This is a genomic window from Pseudoalteromonas xiamenensis (assembly GCF_030994125.1).
Taxonomy (GTDB): Bacteria; Pseudomonadota; Gammaproteobacteria; order Enterobacterales; family Alteromonadaceae; genus Pseudoalteromonas; species Pseudoalteromonas xiamenensis_B.
In genome coordinates this window covers 2,439,204-2,461,677 of the sequence record NZ_CP099917.1, presented here as the reverse complement: position 1 = coordinate 2,461,677, position 22,474 = coordinate 2,439,204, and the positions used below count along the sequence as shown (strand labels likewise).

Genomic DNA, 22,474 nt, shown 5'->3' with positions numbered 1-22,474 from the left:
GACAATTTCTGTGCAATCTCGCCTTTTAACATGGTGTGCTTTTGTTAAAATAGCGGCACTAACGATGGAACTGAATGAATTATGAAAAGAAATCTTTCTGTACTTGCATGTGCTTTACTCCCGTTTTTCCACGGTAATGCGTTGGCATCGAGCAATGATTTAGAGACCATAGAAGTCACTGGCGACTTTAAAAAAGAAAACCTGATCACACTCTCTGCAAGCGCAAGCGTCTTCACCGACAGCGAAATGCAAGACAGAGGAGCGACCCATTTAGAAAACATTCTAAACCAAGCGGCGAACATCAATTTCACAGCTGGGGCATCTCGCGGTAAATTCATTCAAATGCGCGGCATTGGCCTTCGCTCGCAATTTGTCGATCCAATCAATCCAAGCGTCGCACTCCTGATAGATGGGATAAATTACTCCGGTCTAGGTGGGGCGGGTGTCTTATTTGATACTGAACAACTTGAAATTTACCGAGGCCCACAAGGTACTCGATTCGGCGCAGATGCCTTAGCGGGCGTCGTTCAAATCAGCGGAGTGCGTCCAAGTGACAACGCAGTAAAGCTCCAAGTTGGAGCCGGTAACTACAATGCATGGCAAGCAGGTATCGCTGCAGGTGTCGCATTGTCAGATTCATCCGCGGTGCGTGCAAGTTTCTACCAAAATACCAGTGACGGCTATGTCGATAATGTGTATTTGGACAAACCGACGCAGAACTTAGACGAAGCATCCGCCCGAGTGGCATTTAGCACCCAGCTTACTGACGCGCTATCTAGCACTTTAGTGCTTCACTACATAGATATCGATAATGGATATGATGGCTTTACGCTCGACAACTCCAGAACCAGCGTTGCGGATGAACCGGGCAAAGACACTCAAGAAAGCAAAGCTGCAGCTTGGACGGTTAACTACACGGGATTTGATGCGTTTAATCTGCAATCGAAGATTACAGGTCTCGATGCAGACCTTGTTTATAGCTACGACGAGGACTGGGTCTGTAAAGATGCCACTAAACCTTCTCTTTGCGCTGCCGGGCTTCATGCTGACGGTTACAGCTCTACAGACCGTTATTTGCGCGACCGCCAAGATGCGTCTGTGGATGTGTTCTTGTCAGGCAAGCAAAACGAATGGGTGCTAGGCGCTATCGCACAGCGTCGCGATGTCGATTTAGTCCGTCAATATACTTGGTTCACCACTGACTTCAATTCTCGCTATGAAGTTAACAATCAAGCTATTTATGGTCAAAAAGAAACGCTGTTGGATGAGCAAACACGACTCATCACAGGTCTTCGCGTGGAACGCTATGAAGGAGACTACAGCGACAGCTATCAACTGACTGCAACCACGGACGACACGATGGTTGGTGGTAAAATTGCACTAGAGTATCAAGTCCTACCGAAAACCATGATTTACACGAGTTTAACTCGAGGCTTTAAAGCCGGTGGGATTAACAGTGAAGCATTAGCCAAAGCACAGGATGATGGCTTAGCGCTGCCTGTGGAAAACCAAAGCTTTGCCCCTGAATATTTGTGGAATGCGGAATTTGGTGTTCGCGGTGTTTCACTAGACAATAAACATACCTTACGCTTAACGGCATTTTACATGCACCGCGAAGACATGCAGTTGAAAGCTTGGAAAGTGCAAGATCAACGCTTTGCAGGCTACATTGCCAATGCGGATGGTGGCAAAAGCTATGGCTTGGAAATTGAAGGCCAATATCAATTTGATGCGCCTTTTAACTTGTCTTACAGCTTAGGTTACTTGGACACAGAAATAGACAAATTTACAACCCAAAGCGGTGTTGACCAAGATGGTCGAGACCAAGCTCAAGCACCAAAGTACCAGTACGCTTTTACTGGTCGCTATGACTTTGCCGATCACTGGCAAGTGAGTTTAGGGGTAGAAGGTAAAGACGAGTATTTCTTCTCTGACAGCCACAACGCGAAAGCACCGAATACCAACTTAGTTAACGCCGGATTGAGTTACCAACGCGATGCGTGGCGCGTCAATGCGTATATTCGTAATGCATTAGATAAAAATGTGCCAGTACGCGGCTTTGAATTTGGCAATAACCCACTGGATGGTTACACGACACAAAACTACGTTCAGTGGGGTGAACCGAGAGTTTGGGGTGTCACTGTTACTTACTCTATGTAGGCTTGAGGTCACAAATAAAAAACACGCCATTGGCGTGTTTTTTATTGGAAAAAATAAAGCGGCTGAACGCCGCTTATTTTTTGGTTGTTACAAAACAGAAAAGCCGCTTTGTAACTTAGTCCGCATACGGCAAGTTACGACCGTAGAATACTTCTTGAATCTCGCGAGTCAGTTTATGACGGATTTCTTCCTCTTCATCAGCAGAAAGATCGTCCGTTGTTACACCAAACAGATAGGCGTTTAAGTCCGTGTTCTTCAACATCATCTTTGTATGGAACAGGTTTTCTTGATACACATTCACGTCCATCATTTGGTACGCTTCTTTTGTATCTACCGTCATGTAGTTTTGGATCGAGTTAATTTCATGATCGATATAGTGCTTTACACCATTCACATCACGCGTAAAACCACGAACACGGTAATCAATCGTTACCACATCTGACTCTAACTTATGGATAAGGAAGTTTAAGGCTTTCAGCGGTGAAATCACACCACACGTCGACACTTCGATGTCAGCACGGAAAGTACAAATGCCATCATGAGGATGCGATTCAGGATACGTGTGAACACAAATGTGACTTTTGTCTAAATGCGCAACGACCGCACCAGGCAATGGCCCTGGTGTTTCATCATCCACAAACGAATCACGATTTTCTACCGGCTCTTCTGAAACCAAAATCGTCACACTCGCACCTTGCGGATCATAGTCTTGGCGTGCAATATTTAGGATGTTTGCACCGATAATATCAACTACTTCTTTCAGAATGTCCGTTAAACGGTCAGCGCTGTACTGTTCATCGATGTACTCGATGTACTCTTGACGTTGCTGCTCTGTCTGTGCGTAGCAAATATCATAAATACTGAAGCTCAAACTTTTAGTTAAGTTATTAAAGCCATGAAGTTTGATTTTATTAAAGGGCTTGCTCACGTTAAGTCAACCTTATAACATGTCAATCTGCTTTGCAGAACCAAAAGTTCGCGGATTTTATACGAAAATGCCCGTTCAAAAAAGCGTTATTTTTAAACGCTTTCAACTACCTCAAAGCTATGTGTAATTTCGACTGTTTTTTCAAGCATTAACGCAACTGAGCAATATTTTTCTGCTGACAATTGAACTGCGCGAGCTACATGGTTTTCAGCTACCTTTTCCCCAGTAACGACAAAGTGTAGATTCATTTTGGTAAATACTCTAGGTGCGTTTTCTGCTCGCTCCGCTGTGAGTTTGACTTCTACGCCATGCACAATTTGACGGGCTTTTTTCAAAATACTCACCACATCAACCGATGAACAGCAGCCAGCAGACATCAATACCATTTCCATTGGGCTTGGCGCTGCGCTGTCTTTGCCTGCATCAAACACAACGTTATGACCTGAATGAGAACGACCAATAAACGTATCGCCTTCCACCCATTTTACTACTGCGTCCATTTTTTCTACCTTTTATAAACAGAAACCGCGCCAGTCACTGCGCGGTTTAACCTTACCTAAGAATTGAATTTTGCGGTCAAACCGCTGAATCAAATAAATTTTTGACGAGTCCTGCAAACTCTTCAATAAAAGCTCGCTGTTCTTCGGTGACGCGTTTATCCGTCACGCTGGAAAGCACTTCTTGTAGGTCATAAACAATACCATCAACCTCTCGCACAATCATACTGCGCTGCTCTGTCGACAGTGCGTTGTGTTGCTCACACAAACGAATAACCTGCTCCGCGATGACATCTTCAATCAACTCTATCACCGTCGGTGCACCGGGCTTTACAACGCCAGGCTTTTCAAACAAGGCTAAATTGTGTGTTAAATACATCACTAATTCGTCGTATCCTTGTTGATCAAGCACCATGTTTTACCCACCTAAAAGAATTAATACCGCTTGCTTTGATTTAAGCAGAAAGTGATCTTGATTGCTACTTTTGTGCGCCAAGCAAAACAAAAAAAGCAGCCTAGGCTGCTTTTTTAGTACTTAAGACTGAACCACTATTCGATGTTCAGACCTGGGCTTAATGTTGCTGGAATTTCTACTTTTTCCAACTCCACTGAGGCTACCGGAAACGCGCAGTAATCTGCTGCGTAATACGCACTTGCGCGGTGGTTACCTGACGCACCGATCCCACCAAATGGTGCCGCACTTGAAGCCCCCGTAATTGGGCGGTTCCAGTTTACGATACCTGCGCGAATACGACGGAAGAAATAGTCGTAATCGGCTTCGTTATCACCAAGTAAACCCGCAGATAGACCAAATGAGGTATCATTTGCTTTTTCAATTGCAGCATCAAAATCTGTGTAGCGGAACACTTTAAGCAACGGACCGAAGTGCTCTTCATCTGGATATTCCGTTACATTAGTACATTCGATAATACCCGGCGTAACAAAACCTGTACCCGCTTGATGAGTCAGCTCTAGCAGAACTTCAGCACCTAGACTAACCAGTTGTGATTGCGCTACAACCATGCCCGCTGCGGCACGCTCTGAAATCATTGAACCCATAAACGGCTGCTCTTGCGCATCAAAATGACCAATCTTAATCGCTTTTGTTGCGCGGATAAGATGCTCAAGGATCGCGTCACCTTGTGCACCAGCAGGTAAGAACAACTTACGAGCGCAGGTACAACGTTGACCACTTGAGATAAACGCTGATTGGATTATATCGTGAACAACCGCTTTAATATCTGAAGCATCTTTTACGATAAGCGGATTGTTTCCACCCATTTCTAACGCAAGGATCTTGCCCGGTTGGCCTGCATATTGCTCATGCAATAAGTGACCGGTACGTGACGAACCAGTGAAAAACAGGCCATCAATACCACGATGTGACGCGAGTGCTTTCCCGGTTTCAACTTCACCTTGTACAAGGTTTAGTACACCTTCAGGTAGACCTGCTTGTTGCCAAAGTTTCAACGTTTCTTCTGCAACCATTGGTGTTAATTCAGAAGGCTTAAAAATCACCGTGTTGCCGGCAAGCAATGCAGGGACAATGTGCCCATTTGGTAAATGACCAGGGAAGTTATACGGGCCAAAGACCGCAACCACACCATGTGCCTTGTGGCGAATAAATGCTTTTCCTTGCGGCATTGGGTTTTCAACCATGCCCGTGCGCTCGTGATACGCTTTTTCAGAAATGGCTATTTTACCGACCATTGCACCAACTTCAGTGCGGGTTTCCCACACTGGTTTGCCCGTTTCTTTACCAATGGCAATCGCTAAAGCTTCACTGTTTTCTTTTAATAGTTCGGCAAAACGTTTTACGATAGCCAGACGCTCTTCAAATGGGCGGTCGCTCCAGGCAAAGAACGCATTGCGCGCTGCTTTTACCGCAATATTGACTTGCTCTGCAGATGCTGCATTCGCAGCCCAAATCACTTCGTTTGTCGCGGGATTCACAGAATTAAATGCTGTGCCTTGGCCTGCTTCCCACTGACCATTAATAAACTGTGCAGGATGTGTTGTCATAATTCGCCCCTAACTTAGATGGTTGCGATGGTGAGAGAGTCACCTTCTTTTACAAGTAGCGCATCAGCCACTGCTTGCGAAATAACAAGTTCGTTAGAACCTGCATCCACGCTCAACTCAACCACAGCAGCTCGATAGTCGACAAGTTTATCATTAGCGACCATGTATGGGGAACCACCTTGGTTGTTTCCAATTTTGACTATTTTGACTTGAGAGTCACGTACGGTGCGAATGTTTTCGACCTGAGCTTCCACGGTTGGACCGGCATCGAAAATATCCACATAGCCGTTGAACGTGAAGCCTTCACTCTTCAAAAGTTCAATTGCAGGGCGCGTATTGTCATGCACTTCACCCACAACCGCTTGTGCTTCTTTGCTTAAAAGATTCACGTAAATTGGGTACTTAGGCATCAACTCGGCGATAAACACTTTCTGACCGATACCGGTTAAATAATCGGCTGTTGGGAAATCCATCGAGAAGAAGTGCTCTTCCAACCATTTCCAAAATGGGCTGTTGCCGTGCTCATCAGACACGCCACGCATTTCTGCAATCACGGTATCCGCAAAACGCTCTTGATGTTGTTTGATAAACATAAAGCGCGCTTTAGACAGCAATTTGCCATTGTACTTTTGACGAAATTGCGGTCTCAAAAACAGAGTACACAATTCCGTTGCACCAGTGTAATCATTACACAAAGTTAAAATATCTACGGCTTTGTAGACGTTTAACGTGCGTGACGAATGGATCACTTTAGAAAGGTGGTAGTGATAAAACGCATCATCTAACCCGACGGCAGCTTCGATAGCAGACGTACCTACAACATCACCTGTTTCTGTGTCTTCTAGTACGAAGAGATAGCCTTCATCGTGCGGATGATCGGCCTCTTTTTCAAATGAAGCCATTGAACGCGCAATTTTGTTTTGCAGCAATTCTTCATGAACGGGTAACGAGGTGAAACCATGGCCCGATTCATGGGCTATGTTTAATAACGCTGGAAAATCACTTTCTCGGATTGGGCGAAGAACTAACATGAGCTCGCTTACTCCCCATTTAAATAATTGATATTTTTAGGGGAGCTATGCACTCCCCTAATCCTAATTCTTAATTTGCAGCAACAACTTTCGCTACTGCTTTTTCAAAGCGAGCCATACCTTCGCGAATATCCGCTTCAGGGATCACCAATGAAGGTGTGAAACGCACAACGTCTGCACCTGCCACTAAGCTCATCACACCTTCTTCAATACCCGCTGTTAAAAAGTCTTTTGCTTTACCTTTGTATGCGTCAGAAACCACCGCACCGATCAAGAGGCCTTTGCCGCGAATTTCGCTAAATACGTTGTACTTTGCATTGATGTCATTAAGCAAAGACTTAAACAATTCTGCTTTTGCCTTAACCCCATCCAGTACTTCAGGCGTATTAACTGTGTCAAATGCCGCTTCAGCAACAGCACACGCTAACGGGTTACCGCCGTATGTTGAACCGTGCGTACCAACTTTCAAATGCTGCGCAATTGCTGTCGTTGTTAGCATGGCACCAATCGGGAAACCACCACCAAGCGCTTTTGCTGAAGTTAGGATGTCAGGTGTAATACCTAGACCTTGATACGCATACAATTCGCCAGTACGACCAACACCTGTCTGTACTTCATCAAAAATCAACAGTGCGTTGTGCTTGTCACATAGTTCACGCACACCTTTTACGAATTCCGCTTCAGGAGAAACGATACCGCCTTCACCCTGTAAAGGCTCCATCATTACCGCACACGTGTTGTCCGAAATCAGTGCTTCTACTGCACTTAAATCGTTGTAATCAACATGATAAACGTCGCCTGGTTTAGGACCAAAACCATCAGAATATGCAGCTTGGCCGCCCACCGTCACTGTAAAGAAAGTACGACCGTGGAAGCCTTTATTGAACGCAATAATTTGGCTTTTGTGTGCGCCAAAGTTGTCTAATGCCCAGCGACGAGCCAGTTTCAATGCGGCTTCATTCGCTTCTGCACCAGAGTTCGCGAAATACACCTTGTCGGCAAACGTCGCGTCGACTAATTTTTTCGCTAAACGTAAAGCCGGCTCATTGGTCATTACATTGGATAAATGCCAAATCTTTTCGCCTTGCTCTTTCAAAGCGTTAACCAAAGCTGGGTGACAGTGTCCAAGACAGTTAACCGCGATACCGCCAGCAAAATCGACAAACTCTCGACCTGACTGATCCCAAACGCGAGACCCTTGACCTCTTACTGGGATAACCGCAGAAGGTGAATAGTTAGGGACCATTACTTCATCAAATAACGCACGATTGACTGTCATGTTCTTTCCTCTTGGTTAATTTTCGCCAAATAAATTACTCTTTCAGTTAAGCATTATTTCACAAATCCGCAGTCTAAATAGCTGTACAAATTTGCATTGGCGCATTTTTTGTCCGAGCATTATTTCAGAAAAAAATCTCTTTGTCTCATGCAAAAAATTCGTTGAGCCTTTGATTTTAAAGGGGTTGAGACATATTATTCAGTCGGAGTGAATAACTATTTGGCTTTTGAATGGAAGCTTTCGCCAAACAACTCCATGGCTTAGGAGTATTGTTTACATTTGGCGAAATGAATGAATAGTCGTAAAAAAAATTATAAAATAGTTAACTGCAGCGTATGGTAGCTGTACTTTCCTAGGTGTTCGAGCAACGATTTATCCAACCCTAAATGCTCAAACCACATTTGTGCTTCGTCTTCTTCAATCAAATTACTGTCTTTAAGTAACAGATACTGAGCATAACCGTGTGCTTTGGTTAAAATTCGGGTCAAAGGTAATGGGTCTGAGATAGCTTCATTGTTGGACGAGTGGATCGCCACTAACTCTTCCATGACCGCATTGAATGGCAAATAGCGAAAGGCCATTTTCTCGATTAATTTTGCCGATAAAATCATGCTGTCATGCATTAACAGATTTCGTAAAAACAACGGATCAGGGCTCAACTCAAGCAGCGCGGTGTGAAGATCTTTGTGGTTTTTTTCGCGTGCGATCATTACCTTGTTTTGCCATACCTGCTCAAACGTTCGCAGATAAAGACGCGTCACCGCAATTTTTCCAAGATCCATCAACATACCAAGGGTGAAAGCATGTTGTGGGTTGACCCCCTCGAGTTCGGCTAACTGCCTTGCCGCAATGGCAGTCGACATCGATAAGTCTCGTAATTTGCGTTTCAACAACGGAAATGGCTCGGTAGCATGAGGCATCCAATGGCGCATCGCAAACGTTGGAATGACAAACTGAAGATTTTCTAAACCGAGATACCTAAGTGCCAGTGCCGGTGTATCTACCTTTACTGCAGTCCCTTTGGCTGACTGTTTCCGATATTGTGGCAAGTTCACCAGAGACACTAAATCTCGTCCCAGCCAACTTAAATCATTAACTAGTGGTTCTAATCTACCGACGGAGGCGGAGCGCACGGACAGAAGATCTAATATGGTGGGCACCGTATCTTGAATTCCCACTACTTCGGTGTAAAGCTGTTCTAAGTCTTCTTTTTTGTTTTCGATTGCTGATTCAATAACTTGATGTAAGTGATTACTGGCTTTCGCGACGTATTTTAAATGGCTTGAATTGAGTTCCTGACGTTTTGACGCCGCAGCAATTTCGACGTCCAACATGGTACGCTGTGGAATATCTTCACCATAATTGAGATCAAGTGTATGAATATAGCCAATTTGCTGTTGAGCAAAATTATGGCTAATTAGCACATCGTGAGCTCGCTGCGCTAACGCTTGAGCAATCCTTGACTGGCGGATATCTTGGCTCATGGATCCTCTAATTACTTTACGTGATTCTAAAAAAGAAATGATGCTTTTGGCTTACTTACCGTAATACTATCCCGATTTTACTAATAAATCACATTTTCTGTAGACGCTTATTATAGGTTAGAAGCGACGAATAAAGTTATCAAGTAGAGTCAGACCATATTCCGTTAGGATTGCTTCGGGATGAAATTGCATACCTTCGAGTGCTAATTCCGTGTGTAACAACCCCATTATTTCCTCAATAGAACCGTCCGTTTGCTGTGTCCAAGCCGTCATTTCTAGCGAGCTTGGCAAGGAAGATTGCTCGACGACAAGCGAATGATAGCGGCAAACATTGAATTGTGTAGGTAGGTCTTGGAAGACCCCTTTATGGTTGTGGTGTAGTACGGAAGTTTTGCCGTGCATCACGGTTTTTGCGCGAATAACATTCGCACCCAGTGCTTTTGCTATCGTCTGATGTCCAAGACAAATACCGAGAATAGGGTAAAGCCCTTTTAATTGCTCCACGACTTGAAGTGAGACCCCCGCTTCATTTGGCGTGCAAGGCCCGGGCGAAATAACGATGTGTTTTGGCTTTAATTGTTTAATTTGCGCAATCGAAATTTCATCGTTGCGTTTTACTATCACTTCTTGATCGAGTCGCTGAAAGTACTGCACTAAGTTATACGTGAATGAATCGTAATTATCTATCATCAACAACATGAACACGAACCCATTAAAACTCGGTGCAACACACACCGTTTTATAAACAGCGGCATTGTACACGAATCACGCTTGCCGGAGGTAGTTATTGGCAAAAATACGCGTTCAGGTTGAACGAGACGTCAATAATCTCATCCAAAAATAAAGGGAACCGCAGTCCCCTTTTTATTTTGAAACGGCCGAATTACTATGGTCTTGGAATAAAACCAAGTGCGTCGTACACTTTTTTCAAGGTTTGCTCTGCACGCGCACCTGCTTTTTCCGCACCAGAACGCATAATTTGGTTTAATAACGTTTGATCTTCGCGAATGGCCTTGAAACGTGCTTGGATAGGTTCAAGCATAGCAACAACAGCATCTGCTGTGTCTTTCTTCAAATGACCATACATCTTGTCCGCATAGTCTGGTACAAGATCGTCAACGCTGCGTTTTGTTGCAACGGAGAGTAATGTCAGCAAATTCGATACACCCGGCTTTTCATCACGGTCAAAATAGATACGAGCTTGCTCGTCTGAATCCGTGACTGCTTTTTTCAGCTTTTTCTCGATTTGCTTTGGCTCGTCCAACAACATCACGTAACCATTCGGATTGTCATCCGATTTCGACATTTTCTTTAGCGGATCTTGAAGGCTCATCACTCGAGCGCCAAGTTCAGGAATGTAAGGCTCTGGAATTTTGAATACATCACCGTATAAGTTATTGAATCGAGTCGCGATATCGCGCGTTAATTCAAGATGCTGCTTTTGATCTTCTCCGACCGGCACTTGATCCGCTTGATATAGTAGAATATCTGCTGCTTGTAGCACTGGGTATGCAAATAAACCAACGTTGATGTTGTTCGCATTTTTAGCCGATTTATCTTTAAATTGCGTCATGCGGTTCAATTCACCCATCTGCGCGTAACAGTTGAGTACCCACGCCAATTGTGCGTGCTCAGGCACTTGTGACTGAACAAAAAGTGCTGCCTTTTCCGGATCAATGCCACATGCGGCGTATAGCGCAATACCATCAAGTACACGGTTTTTGAGCACTTCAGGTTCCTGGCGAATGGTGATCGCATGCAGGTCAACCAACATAAAGAAACTTTCGTGATCTTCTTGCAAGCTAAGCCACTGGTTAATTGCACCAACATAGTTACCAATTGTCATACCACCGGTTGGCTGAATGCCGCTTAACACTACAGGTTTAGTCATGATGTTCCTTTACGTTTTGTTAATTGCTATTTCATTAAAACAGGGATTATATCCAAGAATCCATCTAAGAGGTACTGTGGATTAAATTCTTGTAAATTTTCGCCTTGATGATAGCCATAGGTCAAGGCTATTGCGGGAATTCCTGCTGCATTGGCAGCAACTAGATCACTTTTTGAGTCGCCCACCATCATCACGTCTTCAGGTTTCAATCCCAGTGCTTTGCAAGCATTGAGCAACGGCTCTGGACTTGGCTTTCTCTGTCCATCATCCCCACATACCAACACCGGAAAATGAGATGCAATACCCAATTTATTTAAAAGCGTTTCCGTAAAGTCTCGATTTTTATTGGTCACAATCGCTTTTGGAAACGCAGCAAGCGCACTCAATCCCACCAAGACATTTTGATAAAGCGCAGCATATTGCCCAACAATTTCAGCGTAATGGAGTTTAAAACGTGAAATTGCGTAGTCCACCGTTTCCGTAGGTAAAGTTGGGTTCACTTCCATTGAACCGCTGAGTCCACGCTTAACTAACATATCGATGCCATTACCCACCCAAGTCGTCACTAACGCGTGACTGACCACAGGATAAGCCACTTCCGTCAGTGTCAAATTCAGCGCCATGTACATATCTTCGGCACTGTCGACTAAGGTCCCGTCTAAATCAAATAAAATGCCCTTAACCGCCATGATTAAACCTTTGCTAATTCTGCGCGCATCGCCTCGATAACGTGTTTGTAATCTGGTTGACTAAAAATAGCCGAGCCAGCAACGAACATGTCTGCTCCAGCCGCTGCAATTTCTGCGATGTTGTCTACTTTCACACCTCCATCAACTTCCAAACGAATGCTGCGACCCGACGCATCGATACGCTCACGTACTTGGCGCAGTTTATCTAACGTATTTGGAATGAAGCTCTGTCCGCCAAAACCTGGATTTACTGACATTAGAAGAATTTGGTCGACTTTGTCCATCACATAATCAAGATAATGAAGTGGCGTCGCTGGGTTAAAAACCAGCCCAGCCTCACAACCGTTTTCTTTGATAAGCGCAAGACTTCTATCTATGTGCTCGCTCGCTTCCGGATGGAAAGTAATGATGCTGGCGCCCGCTTTCGCAAATTCAGGGATTAAACTGTCGACAGGCTTCACCATCAGATGCACATCTATTGGTGCTGCAATTCCATAGGCTCTTAACGCCTGGCAAACCATGGGACCAAATGTTAGATTTGGGACATAGTGATTATCCATCACATCGAAATGAACAACATCGGCGCCGGCATCGAGGACGCGCGCAACATCGTCACCTAATCTGGCAAAATCCGCAGATAAAATGGATGGTGCAATCAAAAATTGAGACATAGTGAAACCCTTGAACGACTAGATACTGGCTATACTTTACCGCAATTTGACCCACTCCATAAAATTATTCTTTGAATATCCAAATGTTGTTGTACATCAATCTATTTGTTTCCAAAATAAGGTAGAGAAAAGTTTGTTTATTGACCAATTTTTGTGTACTATTTGGGAATTACCAAGTGAGTTGGAGTGGTATTATGATACGCCTTAAAACACGGACGCTTTTAGTTGCTACGTTTATCACAGCTTCAGTTGGCGTAGTGTCATTCGATGGTCAAGACGACACCTTACTTGCAGACGCGAGTTGTGGATGTCAGCAAACAAGTAAAATGAACCAAGCCGTTTGTCAAAAGCAAGTTGGCAGTGAATGGATCAATTGGCTAACAGGCAACAGCGGCAGTGCACAATTCCATTACCTTGATCTTCTTGAACTGCTGTTAGGTGGCGATAAAAGCACCAAAAACACTAGTATCCCAGGCTTGTAAGACGTACTACCATGCGGTGGCTTAGTGTCTTACAAAGCGTGCTGGCTGCGATGTTTGGCGTACAAAGTGAAACTAAGCGCCAACGTGATTTCCATCAACCAAGACCTCTTCCATACATCGTTATTGGCGTGATACTCGTTGTCCTATTTATCATCGTACTGCTTGCCTTAGTCAATTTAATTACCCCAACCGCGGACTGAACGACCAATATATTAATAGAAATTGCGACTAGGATTACGCGTTTACTTAACGCAATACCTGTGATTTCGGTCTCGCGAGAATTCGACAGATTGACTAACGACGATATAACGCCATTAATTCGTTTACGGCGTTACGACTATTCCCTTTAGGACTTATCGTACGCTTGACTTGAATAACATCGAGATGGGCTTGTTCGTATATTTTACGTGTCCAAACCGTGTCATGGTTCGATATGAGCACCGGCGTCTTTGAAACGAATGCAGCGTTTTCGGCCAAGTTTGCCAAATTTGCCTGATCGTCCAAATTAAATCCCCCTTTAGCATATGCGGTAAAAGAGGCTGTTTTACTAAGCGGCACGTAAGGCGGATCACAATACACGACAGCATTGTTTGGCATGCTAGCAAAAACTTTCTCATAACTTTGACAGGTAAACGTTGCCTGTTGTGCTTTGCTGGCGAATGCATACAACTCATTTTCAGGAAAATATGGTTTTTTATATTTTCCAAATGGCACGTTGAACGACCCTTTGAGGTTGTACCGACACAAACCATTGTAACCATGTCGGTTCATGTACAAAAATAAAATCGCACGTTCATACACATCAACACTTTCGTTAAACTGCTGACGATAACTGTAATACGCATCGGGGTGGTTATTGAGCTCGACAAACAGCTTTTTTGCATCACTCACAAACTCATCAGGCGAAGTTTTTAACTCTTTGTAGAGGTTAATTAAATCTGCATTGATGTCGTTGAGAATGTAGTGTTTGTAATTGGTATTTAAAAACACAGATCCCGCACCAACAAAAGGCTCAATCAACGTATCAGCGTCCGCATTGGCAAGTCTTAGGCGACGAGCAATGTCCTCAACTAACGTGTATTTTCCGCCGGCCCATTTTAAAAAGGCTCTCGTTTTTGTTTGCATGGGTCTTAATTTCTTTTCTGAATTGCGCGATTCTACACTAAAGCATCCGGTTTACCGAGATGAAGCGCGAATTTCTTCTTGGATTTGGCTGACTTTTTTATAGAACGGTTGGTTTTTTAACACATTCTCTGGTAATTCCTGGCGGGCAGATTTAGCCTCTGCTATGTTTGCATACTGTCCAACAGTAACCACATACCACCAAGTCCCCTTTCGCAATGCTGGATAGACTTTTGCGTTGAGGTTCGGAAACTCATCCCTAAATGCCTGAGCATCTTTGTCGTCTGTCACAGCCATCACTTGAATAGTCCACGCACTCGATTCCAACGCGACGTACCACGATGAATCATCGATTGAATGGATGCTGAGCTTCGGTTCCTCGGAAATCGTTGCATTCGTGTCTGGCATGACAACCACTAACTCCGTTTTTTGGTCGTCCGTTTTTTCTTCTAAGACGCCAGAATGGTCAATTGGACTCTTTACCGTTTGTTTTGCAATTTGTGGTAGTTCAGTATCCTTATTCACCTCTGCAGGCTGAGTGACTATCGGCTCCAGATCAGACAAAATGCTCTGCACATCATTTTTCACCGTGGTGTTTAGCACCATCGCCGAATCAGCAGTATCGACCGAGTCACTTGATTTATCGAGCTCAATCGAAGAATTAATATTAGACGTTGTCGCTGGGGCTTCTACAACCTCGTTTGTCGGTTGCTCATTCAACTGAGGGGGCGGCAACACCAGTTCTGGCACATCTACGACTTGTTCATCAGGTAACAGCGTGACAAGCTCTTTCTTATACAATAACCCTACAGCAAGCACAGCCAACACAATGGTTAGGACAAGAAAATGCCAATGCCAGTTTGAAGGTTTCTTTTCACGTAAGTTGGTTGATTGTTCCTCTGGTTTCCACGATAACAACAAAGCAGGGTTACCTCGGGATGATTCTATAAACGTCTGGAAAATTGGGTCTTCATCCATCGGGAGATTTTTGAAGTACCACTGCATTAGTTGCTTACTTTCGTGCCACGTCAATGGCTCAAGATGAATATCAAGCGCACCGACTATCATGTTCGCTTGTTGAGAACCAATTAAAATATATATTGTTTCATTGCTGGTTTTGACCAGACGGTTGAGCTGTTCAATTATTTCATCGGACAGATGACGCCCACCATCTAAAATCCAGAGACACGGTCCGCATGGCGCATGTTGATGCAGTAATTGGAAGTTTTCATATAATGACAGATTATGGTCAACTAGAGGCGCTCTAAAACTATGTTCAAGTAGCGCGTGCATCAACTCGTTGTCGGTCAACGTTGCCGAAACCTGCACGAATGCTTTGTTGAATTCAGGGTATTTGTCAGTAATGAAAGACTCGAGTAAATAGCTCTTACCCAATCCAGACTGGCCAACGACGTTAATAATCTGTTGACCATATTCGAGTTGAAGCGCAATTCTATCGATAAGCGCTGCGCGACTTGGCAATAACTGCGACTGCATCAGCGGCCTATCAGTTGTACAACCATTTCGTCAGTGACATCGTCCACTAAGGCACATTGACCAATACCTGTTGGGACAATAAAACGGATTTTACCGCGTTGGTTTTTCTTATCTTTACGCATGTGACGTAAGAAGTCGTCTGCGGTCATTGTTTCTGGTGCAGACGTCGGCAAATCAAACGACGCAATCAGAGCAACCGCGTTCTCAAGTTCGTCATTTAGTATATCGCCACGCATATGGGCCAACTGCAACGCAAGTACCATCCCTGCGCCAACCGCTTCTCCGTGTAACCACACACCATACCCTTGTTCAGCTTCAATGGCATGCCCAAATGTATGACCTAGATTTAATAATGCCCGCAAACCAGATTCTTTTTCATCTTGTCCAACAATGTCCGCTTTGATTTGACAACAGCGATGAATCACTTGGGTTAACGCTGCAGTATCCAAAGCTTGGAGTACGTCACGTTTTTCGCTTAGCTCGTTCAAAAACTCAGCATCATGGATAAAACCATACTTGATCACCTCAGCCATGCCGGCTGCAAATTCACGTGGAGGCAACGTACTGAGGGTATTGGTATCAATGAACACGGCTTGAGGCTGATAAAATGCGCCAATCATGTTTTTACCAAGCGGATGATTGACCGCAGTTTTTCCACCAACCGATGAATCCACTTGTGACAACAACGTTGTGGGCAATTGAATAAAAGGAACACCTCGTTGGTAACAAGCTGCCACAAACCCTGTCAAATCACCTATTACGCCACCACCAAGGGCCAATAAACACGTATCTCGGCCACAGTTGTGCTCAAGTAAAAACGCGTTAATACGCTCGAACCAGTCAAGTGATTTATATTGTTCGCCATCCGGTATGATGAAATGCAAAGGAGACAAAGGTGCTAGCTTGTCGAGTAGACTCGCTAAGTAAAGCGGCGCAACCGTTTCGTTGCTAATTATGACGGGACGACATTTACCGATGTACGATGTCAGTCGTCCTGCATCATCAAACAGTGATTGACCAATAAAGATGGGATAACTACGCTCGCCTAATTCAACAGTTAACTCAAGCATGGTTTTCCCTCCACTACTGGTACATCACATTAGAAATCAAGTTTCTCAATAATTTGGTTTGCAACCACTTTCGCACTTTGCTCATCAGTGCGAACAACGAAGTCAGCAACTTCACGATACAACGGTTCACGTTCGTCCGCCAAGCGCTCTAACACTTCACGTGCCGGCTCTTCGGTTTGCAGTAACGGACGACGTTTATCACGTTGAGTACGAGCCACTTGCTTTTCGATTGGCGTTTCAAGGTAAACCACAATGCCGCGCGCAGATAACTTATTGCGCACGTCTTTGCTCAACACCGAGCCACCGCCAGTTGCTAATACAATACCTTGTAATTCTGTTAGATCAGAAATTACCGCCTCTTCGCGAACACGGAACCCTTCTTCACCTTCTAAGTCAAACACCCACGAAATATCTGCACCAGTACGGCGTTCAATCTCTTGGTCTGAATCATAGAATTCAAGATGTAAAGTGTCAGCGATGTGACGACCTATTGTGCTCTTACCAGCCCCCATTGGGCCAACTAGAAATATATTACGTTTCTCAGCCATATCTTTTTAGTACAAACGAACTCTAAAATTTGAATAAAACCCCGCCTAACGACCTGGCCCCAAAATTAAGGAGGGGATTATCTCAGCATTCCTACTGGGATTTCAACCCCCATTTGTTCAAAATGCATTAATCCCCCAAACTTAGGTTTTATCCCCGGTCCGAAAATTTACAGTCCTTCATGTAAGATTTTTGGAGTCACAAAGATGAGTAATTCTTTCTTTTCGTTAAACTCACTTGTGTTTCTGAACAACGCACCAACGTATGGTAGATCACCAAGCAAAGGTACTTTTTTCACAGCATTAACGATTTGCTGCTGATAAATGCCACCCAGTACTACCGTTTGTCCATTTTCAACTAATACTTGGGTTTGAATCTTCTGCGTATTAATTGCAACCGCCGAGCCTGTTGGCGTTTGCACCACATCACCACGCGTATCTTGCGTGATCAACAAATCTAGAATAATTTTGTTGTCCGGCGTGATTTGTGGCGTTACTTCCAAGCTTAGTACCGCTTTTTTGAAAGTCACGGTTGTTGCACCACTCGACGCGGATTCTACATAAGGGATTTCAGTACCTTGTTCGATCCGCGCTTTCTTCTGATTGGCCGTAGTAATACTCGGACTTGCAATAATTTCACCTTTGTTCTCTTGCTCAAGCGCAGAAAGCTCTAGATCAATAATCGTACCGTCTGCCAACTTTGCCACGTGCATACCAATACTACCTGCAGGTGATGTCACGGGTAAATTCACATTCAGACGATCTGCAAGCGCGGGGATTGTACCATTAGAAAGCTCTTGTGCCCCCTTCAATGTGCCTGCAATTGCATCTGCACCTTGTTGATCACTAAAACCCCAGCGGATCCCTAAATCTTCTTGCACGTTGTCACGTACAGTCACCATTCGTGACTCAATAACCACCTGTTTTACCGGTACATCGAGGGTTTCGACCATTCGACGGATACTTTCAATCGAGCGGGAAGTGTCTTTGATAAGCAACGTATTGGTACGTTTATCAACTGAAACACTGCCGCGAGAACTAACAATACTATTAATATCCGTTTTTAATAAGTCCGCAAACTCTTCCGCTTTCGCGTAATTTAATTGAATGTACTCGCTGTACAGCGGTTCGAGCTCTTCCACTTGCTTTTTCGTTTGCAAATCTTTGGCTTCACGAGCTGCTAATTCTTCTGACGGTGCGACCATCAAGATAGAACCTTCGGTACGTTTATCTAGGCCTTTTACTCGTAAAACAACGTCCAATGCTTGGTCCCATGGAACCCCATCTAAACGCAGTGTAATATTGCCCATGACAGAATCACTGGTCACTAAATTGAAGTTGTTGGTATCAGCAATAATCTGCAACACTGAACGAATCGGAATGTCTTGAAAATTTAAGGTAATTGGCTGACCGCGATACGTTTTCTTTTCGCCAAATTGGCTCGCGCCTTGGTCCTTTTCAACCGTTAAGGTAAACACATTCTCGAGCTGTTGGTAATTGAATTTAAACGCCGCATTCGGTTCAATGATAAGACGCGTTTTGTTCGCTTCTCTGAACGTTTCAACTTTACTCACCACAGTACCAAAATCAAGTACATCCAGTTGATAGAGTAAGTCGTCAGGAATACCAATATGGTGAAAATCGGCAATAATTTTGCCACCACGCTCTTGCACATCTATCGCTGCTTGAGGTGACTCTAAAAACGCGAGAATTTGAGCTGCACCTTTTTCTGTGCGACGAAAATCTATTGATTGCACCATATTCATATACTGCGGTGCAAGCTCTCCGCCGATGGAAGATGTCGTATCAGCTTGCTCATCAACCGTGGTGATTGGGTTATCTGATACGCGAAGATAAACGAGATTATTCTTCACCTCAGTTTTGTATAATTTCAGTTCTTTTAACGCAACCGTAACCTTAAAACCGTCTTTTTGCATTTCACTGGACAGGGATTCGATCCCCGCTTTGTTGATTTCCAGCTTCTTCAGACTTTCTTCGTATTCAGCCCCTTGGAAGAATAACTCAATACGAGCAGGTTGATTTAGGACTGTCACTTTCGGTTCTTGACTTAATTGCTCGTCAAAGACTAACTGAAGTTCAGTTTCTTCCTCTAACACTGGGTTATAACGAATGTCATATAGCATGGGAACTGCTTGAGCGAAGGTCGAAATACCGACTAACATACTCAGCGAGGCGAACTTTGCTGTTTGTTTTAATGTTGTGAAAACGTCGCGCTTCATTTTCAACCCTTTATTGTTTTTCACTCTGGCCATTCTCCACTGCGTCTAACAGTTCCAGTTTTGTCAGTCGTTCTTTCCAGCACCCTGTACCATCCGGGATCAGTTCTCGCAATTCTAGATGATCTGCGTTAACAGCAACCACTTCGCCATGATATAGACCAATGTAGTTCCCTTTTCTCACTCGATAAAGGGCATTATCTGAGGTGCGAATTAATCCCCAACGTACCCCGCCTTTTGCAATGGTCCCTTTCATCATTAAGTTATCCAATGGATACTTTTCGAGTGGGTCTCGCGAGCGGTCTGGGTCAGGTTGTAAACAGTTTTTCACTTGTAAAACATTGCTTTCGATAATTGCGGGTTCAGGCACAACAAACGGACTACGAAGTTGTCCCGCTCCGTAAGGAAAGTGTTCAAAATCAGGCATTTTTGGGATTGGTTCGACCTTTGGAACCGCACTCGCCTTAACCTGATCTATAAATTCTTTTTGTTCAGCCGTATTGTCGTTACAGCCAACCAGCAAAGTAATAAGCCCTAGCGCTACGCCATGGAACAGTCTCATTTCTTCTGCTCCTTCTGCTCATAACGATAGGTTTTCGCTATCACGGTAAAGATTAGTTGGTTGTTCGCTGCATTCTCAATTTTAAAGTCATGCAAACTTACAATACGAGGCAACTGAGCGACTTTACTCACAAATTCACCGAATTCGTGATAATGGCCAACCACTTCTAAGTTAATGGGTAATTCGGTATAAAATTCTTTTTTGATTTCCGGAAGCCAACCAATTTTTAAGAAAGTAAGGCCACTTGTTGTTCCTACATACGTCAAGTCATCGAGTAAACCTGGTGTTTCGTTCGAGGTCGGCAGTTTTCTCAACAATTGAGAAAATTCTTCCTCCATTTGCAGCATTTGCGTACGGTAAAGATCTAAGTTAGTCGCGCGAGCATACTTAATGCGGTAAGCGCTTCTTAATTCCGTCTCTTTTTGCACAGCCTGCTCGTAGCTGGAAACTTCACTTGAGACCAACGTGCTGTAACCTAAAAACAGCGTCAGAACGACAACAAAAATACAACACAGCACTTTGACTGGAAACGGCCAATCACCCATGTTTTCCAGTTCAATCTCGTTCCAGTTAATGTCTTTGAGCGACTTTAAATCAAATTCCACTACTCGCCTCCATCAAATCCTTCGCATTATTTTCTGACATATCTTTCTGCCTCATTAATGTCTTCATAGGCTTTGATATAAAACTGCATAGTAAAATCGCTTAGTAAGCGAGCTTGCTGTTCTCCGGCGACAATGCCTTGCAATGTTGGTTTTTCAAGTAAATAAGATGATTCGACATTCCGTAACATTGATGACAAGCGATTATTCGACTCGCTTCGTCCTACCACTTTTAGCATTTTGCCTTTTCGTTCTAGGCTCGTTAAATAAATTCCCGCAGGGACGATTCTAGCTATCTCGTCAATAAGCTGCGTACCGAGATTTCGGTTACTCTGCAGCTCTTCAATTAACTTCATCCGCTGCTGCAAGTTTTCTTTCTTTGTATTGAGTTCATTGATTTCACGTATTTGCTTATCAAGTAGCGCGATTTCCGTATTCAAATACGCATTTTTTATGTCTTGGCCGTCGCGCATTGAGCTGTAAATCCCGCCCAACATGTACATCGAAAAAAAGGCGACGAAAACCAAACTACCAATCAACGCCAAAAAACGTTTTTGTGACGCCTGACGTTGTTGTTGACGCCAAGGCAACAGGTTTATATGTGGCATGTCGAAAAGCTCCTTAATGCAAGGCCTGTTGCTATCGCGAATTGCGTTCGATGCTTTTCAAGCAGCATACGATCGACTTTAGGCGATATTTCCATATCGGCAAAAGGGTCCGCCACTATAGTGTGGATCCCTAATTCGTCGACCAATAAGCGTTCCAACCCCTCAATTGCCGCTGTTCCACCGGTTAGGATGATGTAATCAACATGATCTTTACCACTTGTGGTCATGAACATCTGTACTGCTCGGCGAATTTGCTGAATCAGTGAGGTTTGAAACGGTGCGAGTACTTCAAACGTATAATTAGGGGGTAGATCTCGCGTCACTTTACCCAATTCTGCGTCGTCGTATGTTTTGTTGTAATACGCGACGATGCTGTTCGTAAATTGTTCGCCACCAAAGACTTGATCGCGGGTATACAGCGTCTTACCCGATTGCAATACACTCACTAATGTAATCACCGCACCAACATCAATTACGGCAACAATTTTATCGAACGCATCGGAAGGTAACTGCGGGTACATTACATCCAATGCTCTGCCCAATGCATAACTTTCAACATCAACTACTTTCGCCTTAAAGCCACCTTCTTCCAACGCACCCACTCGAGCTTCAACACTTTCGGTACGTGCTGCGGACAACAAAACGTTCATTTTTGACGGATCAGCTTCATTGACCGATAGCTTTTCGAAATCTAAACTCACTTCGTCCAATGGATAGGGGATCAAACTGTCCGCTTCGATAGCAATTTGTGATTCTAATTCAGCGTCGGTTAAAGCAACGTCCATGAAAATCACTTTGGTGATAACAGTTTGGCCAGAAACGGCAACCGCAGCAAGATTGGCAGATTTTGGCACGCGCTTCTTAAGTTTAGCGATAACTCGGCCAATTGCCTCAATATCTTGAATGGTGCGTTCGGCCATCGCCCCTTTTGGAATAGGTTCAATCGCCGCAGCTTCTAGACGGTAACCAGAACCCGTTTTAGCCAACAGAACGGCTTTTACACAATGGGAACCGATGTCGATCCCCACCATCATGGATTCATTCTTGTTAAATAGTTGACTAAACATACTTATCGCTCTGGTCCTTTGATTTATATC

23 protein-coding genes are annotated in these 22,474 nt (G+C 44.1%); 3 read left to right on the top strand and 20 right to left on the bottom strand.

Annotated elements, in window-relative coordinates:
* Positions 1-81: 81 nt before the first annotated feature.
* Positions 82-2,160: a TonB-dependent receptor gene (locus NI389_RS11420; RefSeq protein WP_308360033.1), complete on the top strand. Its 2,079-nt coding sequence runs from the start codon at positions 82-84 to the stop codon at positions 2,158-2,160.
* A 115-nt stretch (positions 2,161-2,275) separates the two neighbouring features.
* Here the strand turns inward: NI389_RS11420 and speD are convergent, their stop codons facing one another.
* The 11 genes from speD to rpe form a co-directional block, all read right to left on the bottom strand.
* A complete protein-coding gene (gene speD / locus NI389_RS11415; RefSeq protein ID WP_208842152.1) occupies positions 2,276-3,088 on the bottom strand; it encodes an adenosylmethionine decarboxylase in 813 nt (270 codons plus the stop codon).
* Positions 3,089-3,180: 92 nt separating this feature from the next.
* The gene (locus NI389_RS11410; RefSeq protein WP_308360032.1) at positions 3,181-3,588 is read right to left on the bottom strand and encodes an OsmC family protein; all 408 of its coding nucleotides are present in this window, start codon (positions 3,586-3,588) and stop codon (positions 3,181-3,183) included.
* A gap of 76 nt (positions 3,589-3,664) precedes the next feature.
* The gene (locus NI389_RS11405) at positions 3,665-4,000 is read right to left on the bottom strand and encodes a DUF3802 family protein (RefSeq protein WP_208842150.1); all 336 of its coding nucleotides are present in this window, start codon (positions 3,998-4,000) and stop codon (positions 3,665-3,667) included.
* Positions 4,001-4,134: 134 nt separating this feature from the next.
* Entirely contained in the window at positions 4,135-5,607 is a 1,473-nt protein-coding gene (gene astD / locus NI389_RS11400; protein WP_308360031.1) for a succinylglutamate-semialdehyde dehydrogenase, read from the bottom strand.
* 14 nt (positions 5,608-5,621) lie between these two features.
* On the bottom strand, positions 5,622-6,638 hold the full coding sequence (gene astA / locus NI389_RS11395) for an arginine N-succinyltransferase (RefSeq protein ID WP_308360030.1): 1,017 nt from the start codon (positions 6,636-6,638) through the stop codon (positions 5,622-5,624).
* 70 nt (positions 6,639-6,708) lie between these two features.
* Complete coding sequence (locus NI389_RS11390) at positions 6,709-7,917, bottom strand: aspartate aminotransferase family protein (RefSeq protein WP_308360029.1); 1,209 nt, start codon at positions 7,915-7,917, stop codon at positions 6,709-6,711.
* A gap of 311 nt (positions 7,918-8,228) precedes the next feature.
* The gene (locus NI389_RS11385; protein ID WP_308360028.1) at positions 8,229-9,401 is read right to left on the bottom strand and encodes an HDOD domain-containing protein; all 1,173 of its coding nucleotides are present in this window, start codon (positions 9,399-9,401) and stop codon (positions 8,229-8,231) included.
* A gap of 117 nt (positions 9,402-9,518) precedes the next feature.
* The gene (locus tag NI389_RS11380; RefSeq protein ID WP_308362548.1) at positions 9,519-10,100 is read right to left on the bottom strand and encodes an anthranilate synthase component II; all 582 of its coding nucleotides are present in this window, start codon (positions 10,098-10,100) and stop codon (positions 9,519-9,521) included.
* Between the two features lie 187 nt (positions 10,101-10,287).
* Entirely contained in the window at positions 10,288-11,292 is a 1,005-nt protein-coding gene (gene trpS, locus NI389_RS11375) for a tryptophan--tRNA ligase (RefSeq protein WP_308360027.1), read from the bottom strand.
* Positions 11,293-11,318: 26 nt separating this feature from the next.
* The gene (gene gph, locus NI389_RS11370; RefSeq protein ID WP_308360026.1) at positions 11,319-11,981 is read right to left on the bottom strand and encodes a phosphoglycolate phosphatase; all 663 of its coding nucleotides are present in this window, start codon (positions 11,979-11,981) and stop codon (positions 11,319-11,321) included.
* A gap of 2 nt (positions 11,982-11,983) precedes the next feature.
* Entirely contained in the window at positions 11,984-12,652 is a 669-nt protein-coding gene (gene rpe / locus NI389_RS11365) for a ribulose-phosphate 3-epimerase (RefSeq protein WP_308360025.1), read from the bottom strand.
* A gap of 194 nt (positions 12,653-12,846) precedes the next feature.
* Here rpe and NI389_RS11360 point away from each other — a divergent pair, with 194 nt between their 5' ends.
* Entirely contained in the window at positions 12,847-13,134 is a 288-nt protein-coding gene (locus NI389_RS11360; RefSeq protein ID WP_372588599.1) for a hypothetical protein, read from the top strand.
* An 11-nt stretch (positions 13,135-13,145) separates the two neighbouring features.
* Positions 13,146-13,334: a DUF2970 domain-containing protein gene (locus tag NI389_RS11355; RefSeq protein ID WP_308360024.1), complete on the top strand. Its 189-nt coding sequence runs from the start codon at positions 13,146-13,148 to the stop codon at positions 13,332-13,334.
* Between the two features lie 94 nt (positions 13,335-13,428).
* On the opposite strand, the gene NI389_RS11350 is transcribed toward NI389_RS11355, so the two are convergent.
* The 9 genes from NI389_RS11350 to NI389_RS11310 all read right to left on the bottom strand — a co-directional run bounded on the left by NI389_RS11350 (position 13,429) and on the right by NI389_RS11310 (position 22,444).
* On the bottom strand, positions 13,429-14,259 hold the full coding sequence (locus NI389_RS11350; RefSeq protein ID WP_308360023.1) for a Dam family site-specific DNA-(adenine-N6)-methyltransferase: 831 nt from the start codon (positions 14,257-14,259) through the stop codon (positions 13,429-13,431).
* 51 nt (positions 14,260-14,310) lie between these two features.
* Positions 14,311-15,753, bottom strand: a complete 1,443-nt coding sequence (locus NI389_RS11345; protein ID WP_308360022.1) for an SPOR domain-containing protein — start codon at positions 15,751-15,753, stop codon at positions 14,311-14,313.
* Positions 15,753-16,823 carry a 3-dehydroquinate synthase gene (gene aroB / locus NI389_RS11340; protein WP_308360021.1) on the bottom strand — a complete coding sequence of 357 codons (1,071 nt, stop codon included), beginning with the start codon at positions 16,821-16,823 and terminating at the stop codon, positions 15,753-15,755. Before aroB ends, NI389_RS11345 begins: the two co-directional genes overlap by 1 nt.
* Before the next feature lie 29 nt (positions 16,824-16,852).
* Positions 16,853-17,371 carry a shikimate kinase AroK gene (gene aroK, locus NI389_RS11335; protein ID WP_208842137.1) on the bottom strand — a complete coding sequence of 173 codons (519 nt, stop codon included), beginning with the start codon at positions 17,369-17,371 and terminating at the stop codon, positions 16,853-16,855.
* 167 nt (positions 17,372-17,538) lie between these two features.
* A complete protein-coding gene (locus NI389_RS11330; RefSeq protein WP_372588598.1) occupies positions 17,539-19,641 on the bottom strand; it encodes a type IV pilus secretin PilQ in 2,103 nt (700 codons plus the stop codon).
* Positions 19,619-20,167, bottom strand: coding sequence for a pilus assembly protein PilP (locus NI389_RS11325; RefSeq protein ID WP_208842136.1), 549 nt, complete (start codon positions 20,165-20,167; stop codon positions 19,619-19,621). Before NI389_RS11325 ends, NI389_RS11330 begins: the two co-directional genes overlap by 23 nt.
* On the bottom strand, positions 20,164-20,772 hold the full coding sequence (locus tag NI389_RS11320) for a type 4a pilus biogenesis protein PilO (protein ID WP_308360019.1): 609 nt from the start codon (positions 20,770-20,772) through the stop codon (positions 20,164-20,166). The genes NI389_RS11325 and NI389_RS11320 overlap by 4 nt, the downstream gene beginning before the upstream one ends.
* Positions 20,773-20,798: 26 nt before the next feature.
* Complete coding sequence (locus NI389_RS11315; RefSeq protein ID WP_208842134.1) at positions 20,799-21,377, bottom strand: PilN domain-containing protein; 579 nt, start codon at positions 21,375-21,377, stop codon at positions 20,799-20,801.
* On the bottom strand, positions 21,365-22,444 hold the full coding sequence (locus NI389_RS11310) for a pilus assembly protein PilM (protein ID WP_308360018.1): 1,080 nt from the start codon (positions 22,442-22,444) through the stop codon (positions 21,365-21,367). Before NI389_RS11310 ends, NI389_RS11315 begins: the two co-directional genes overlap by 13 nt.
* Between the last annotated feature and the right edge of the window lie 30 nt (positions 22,445-22,474).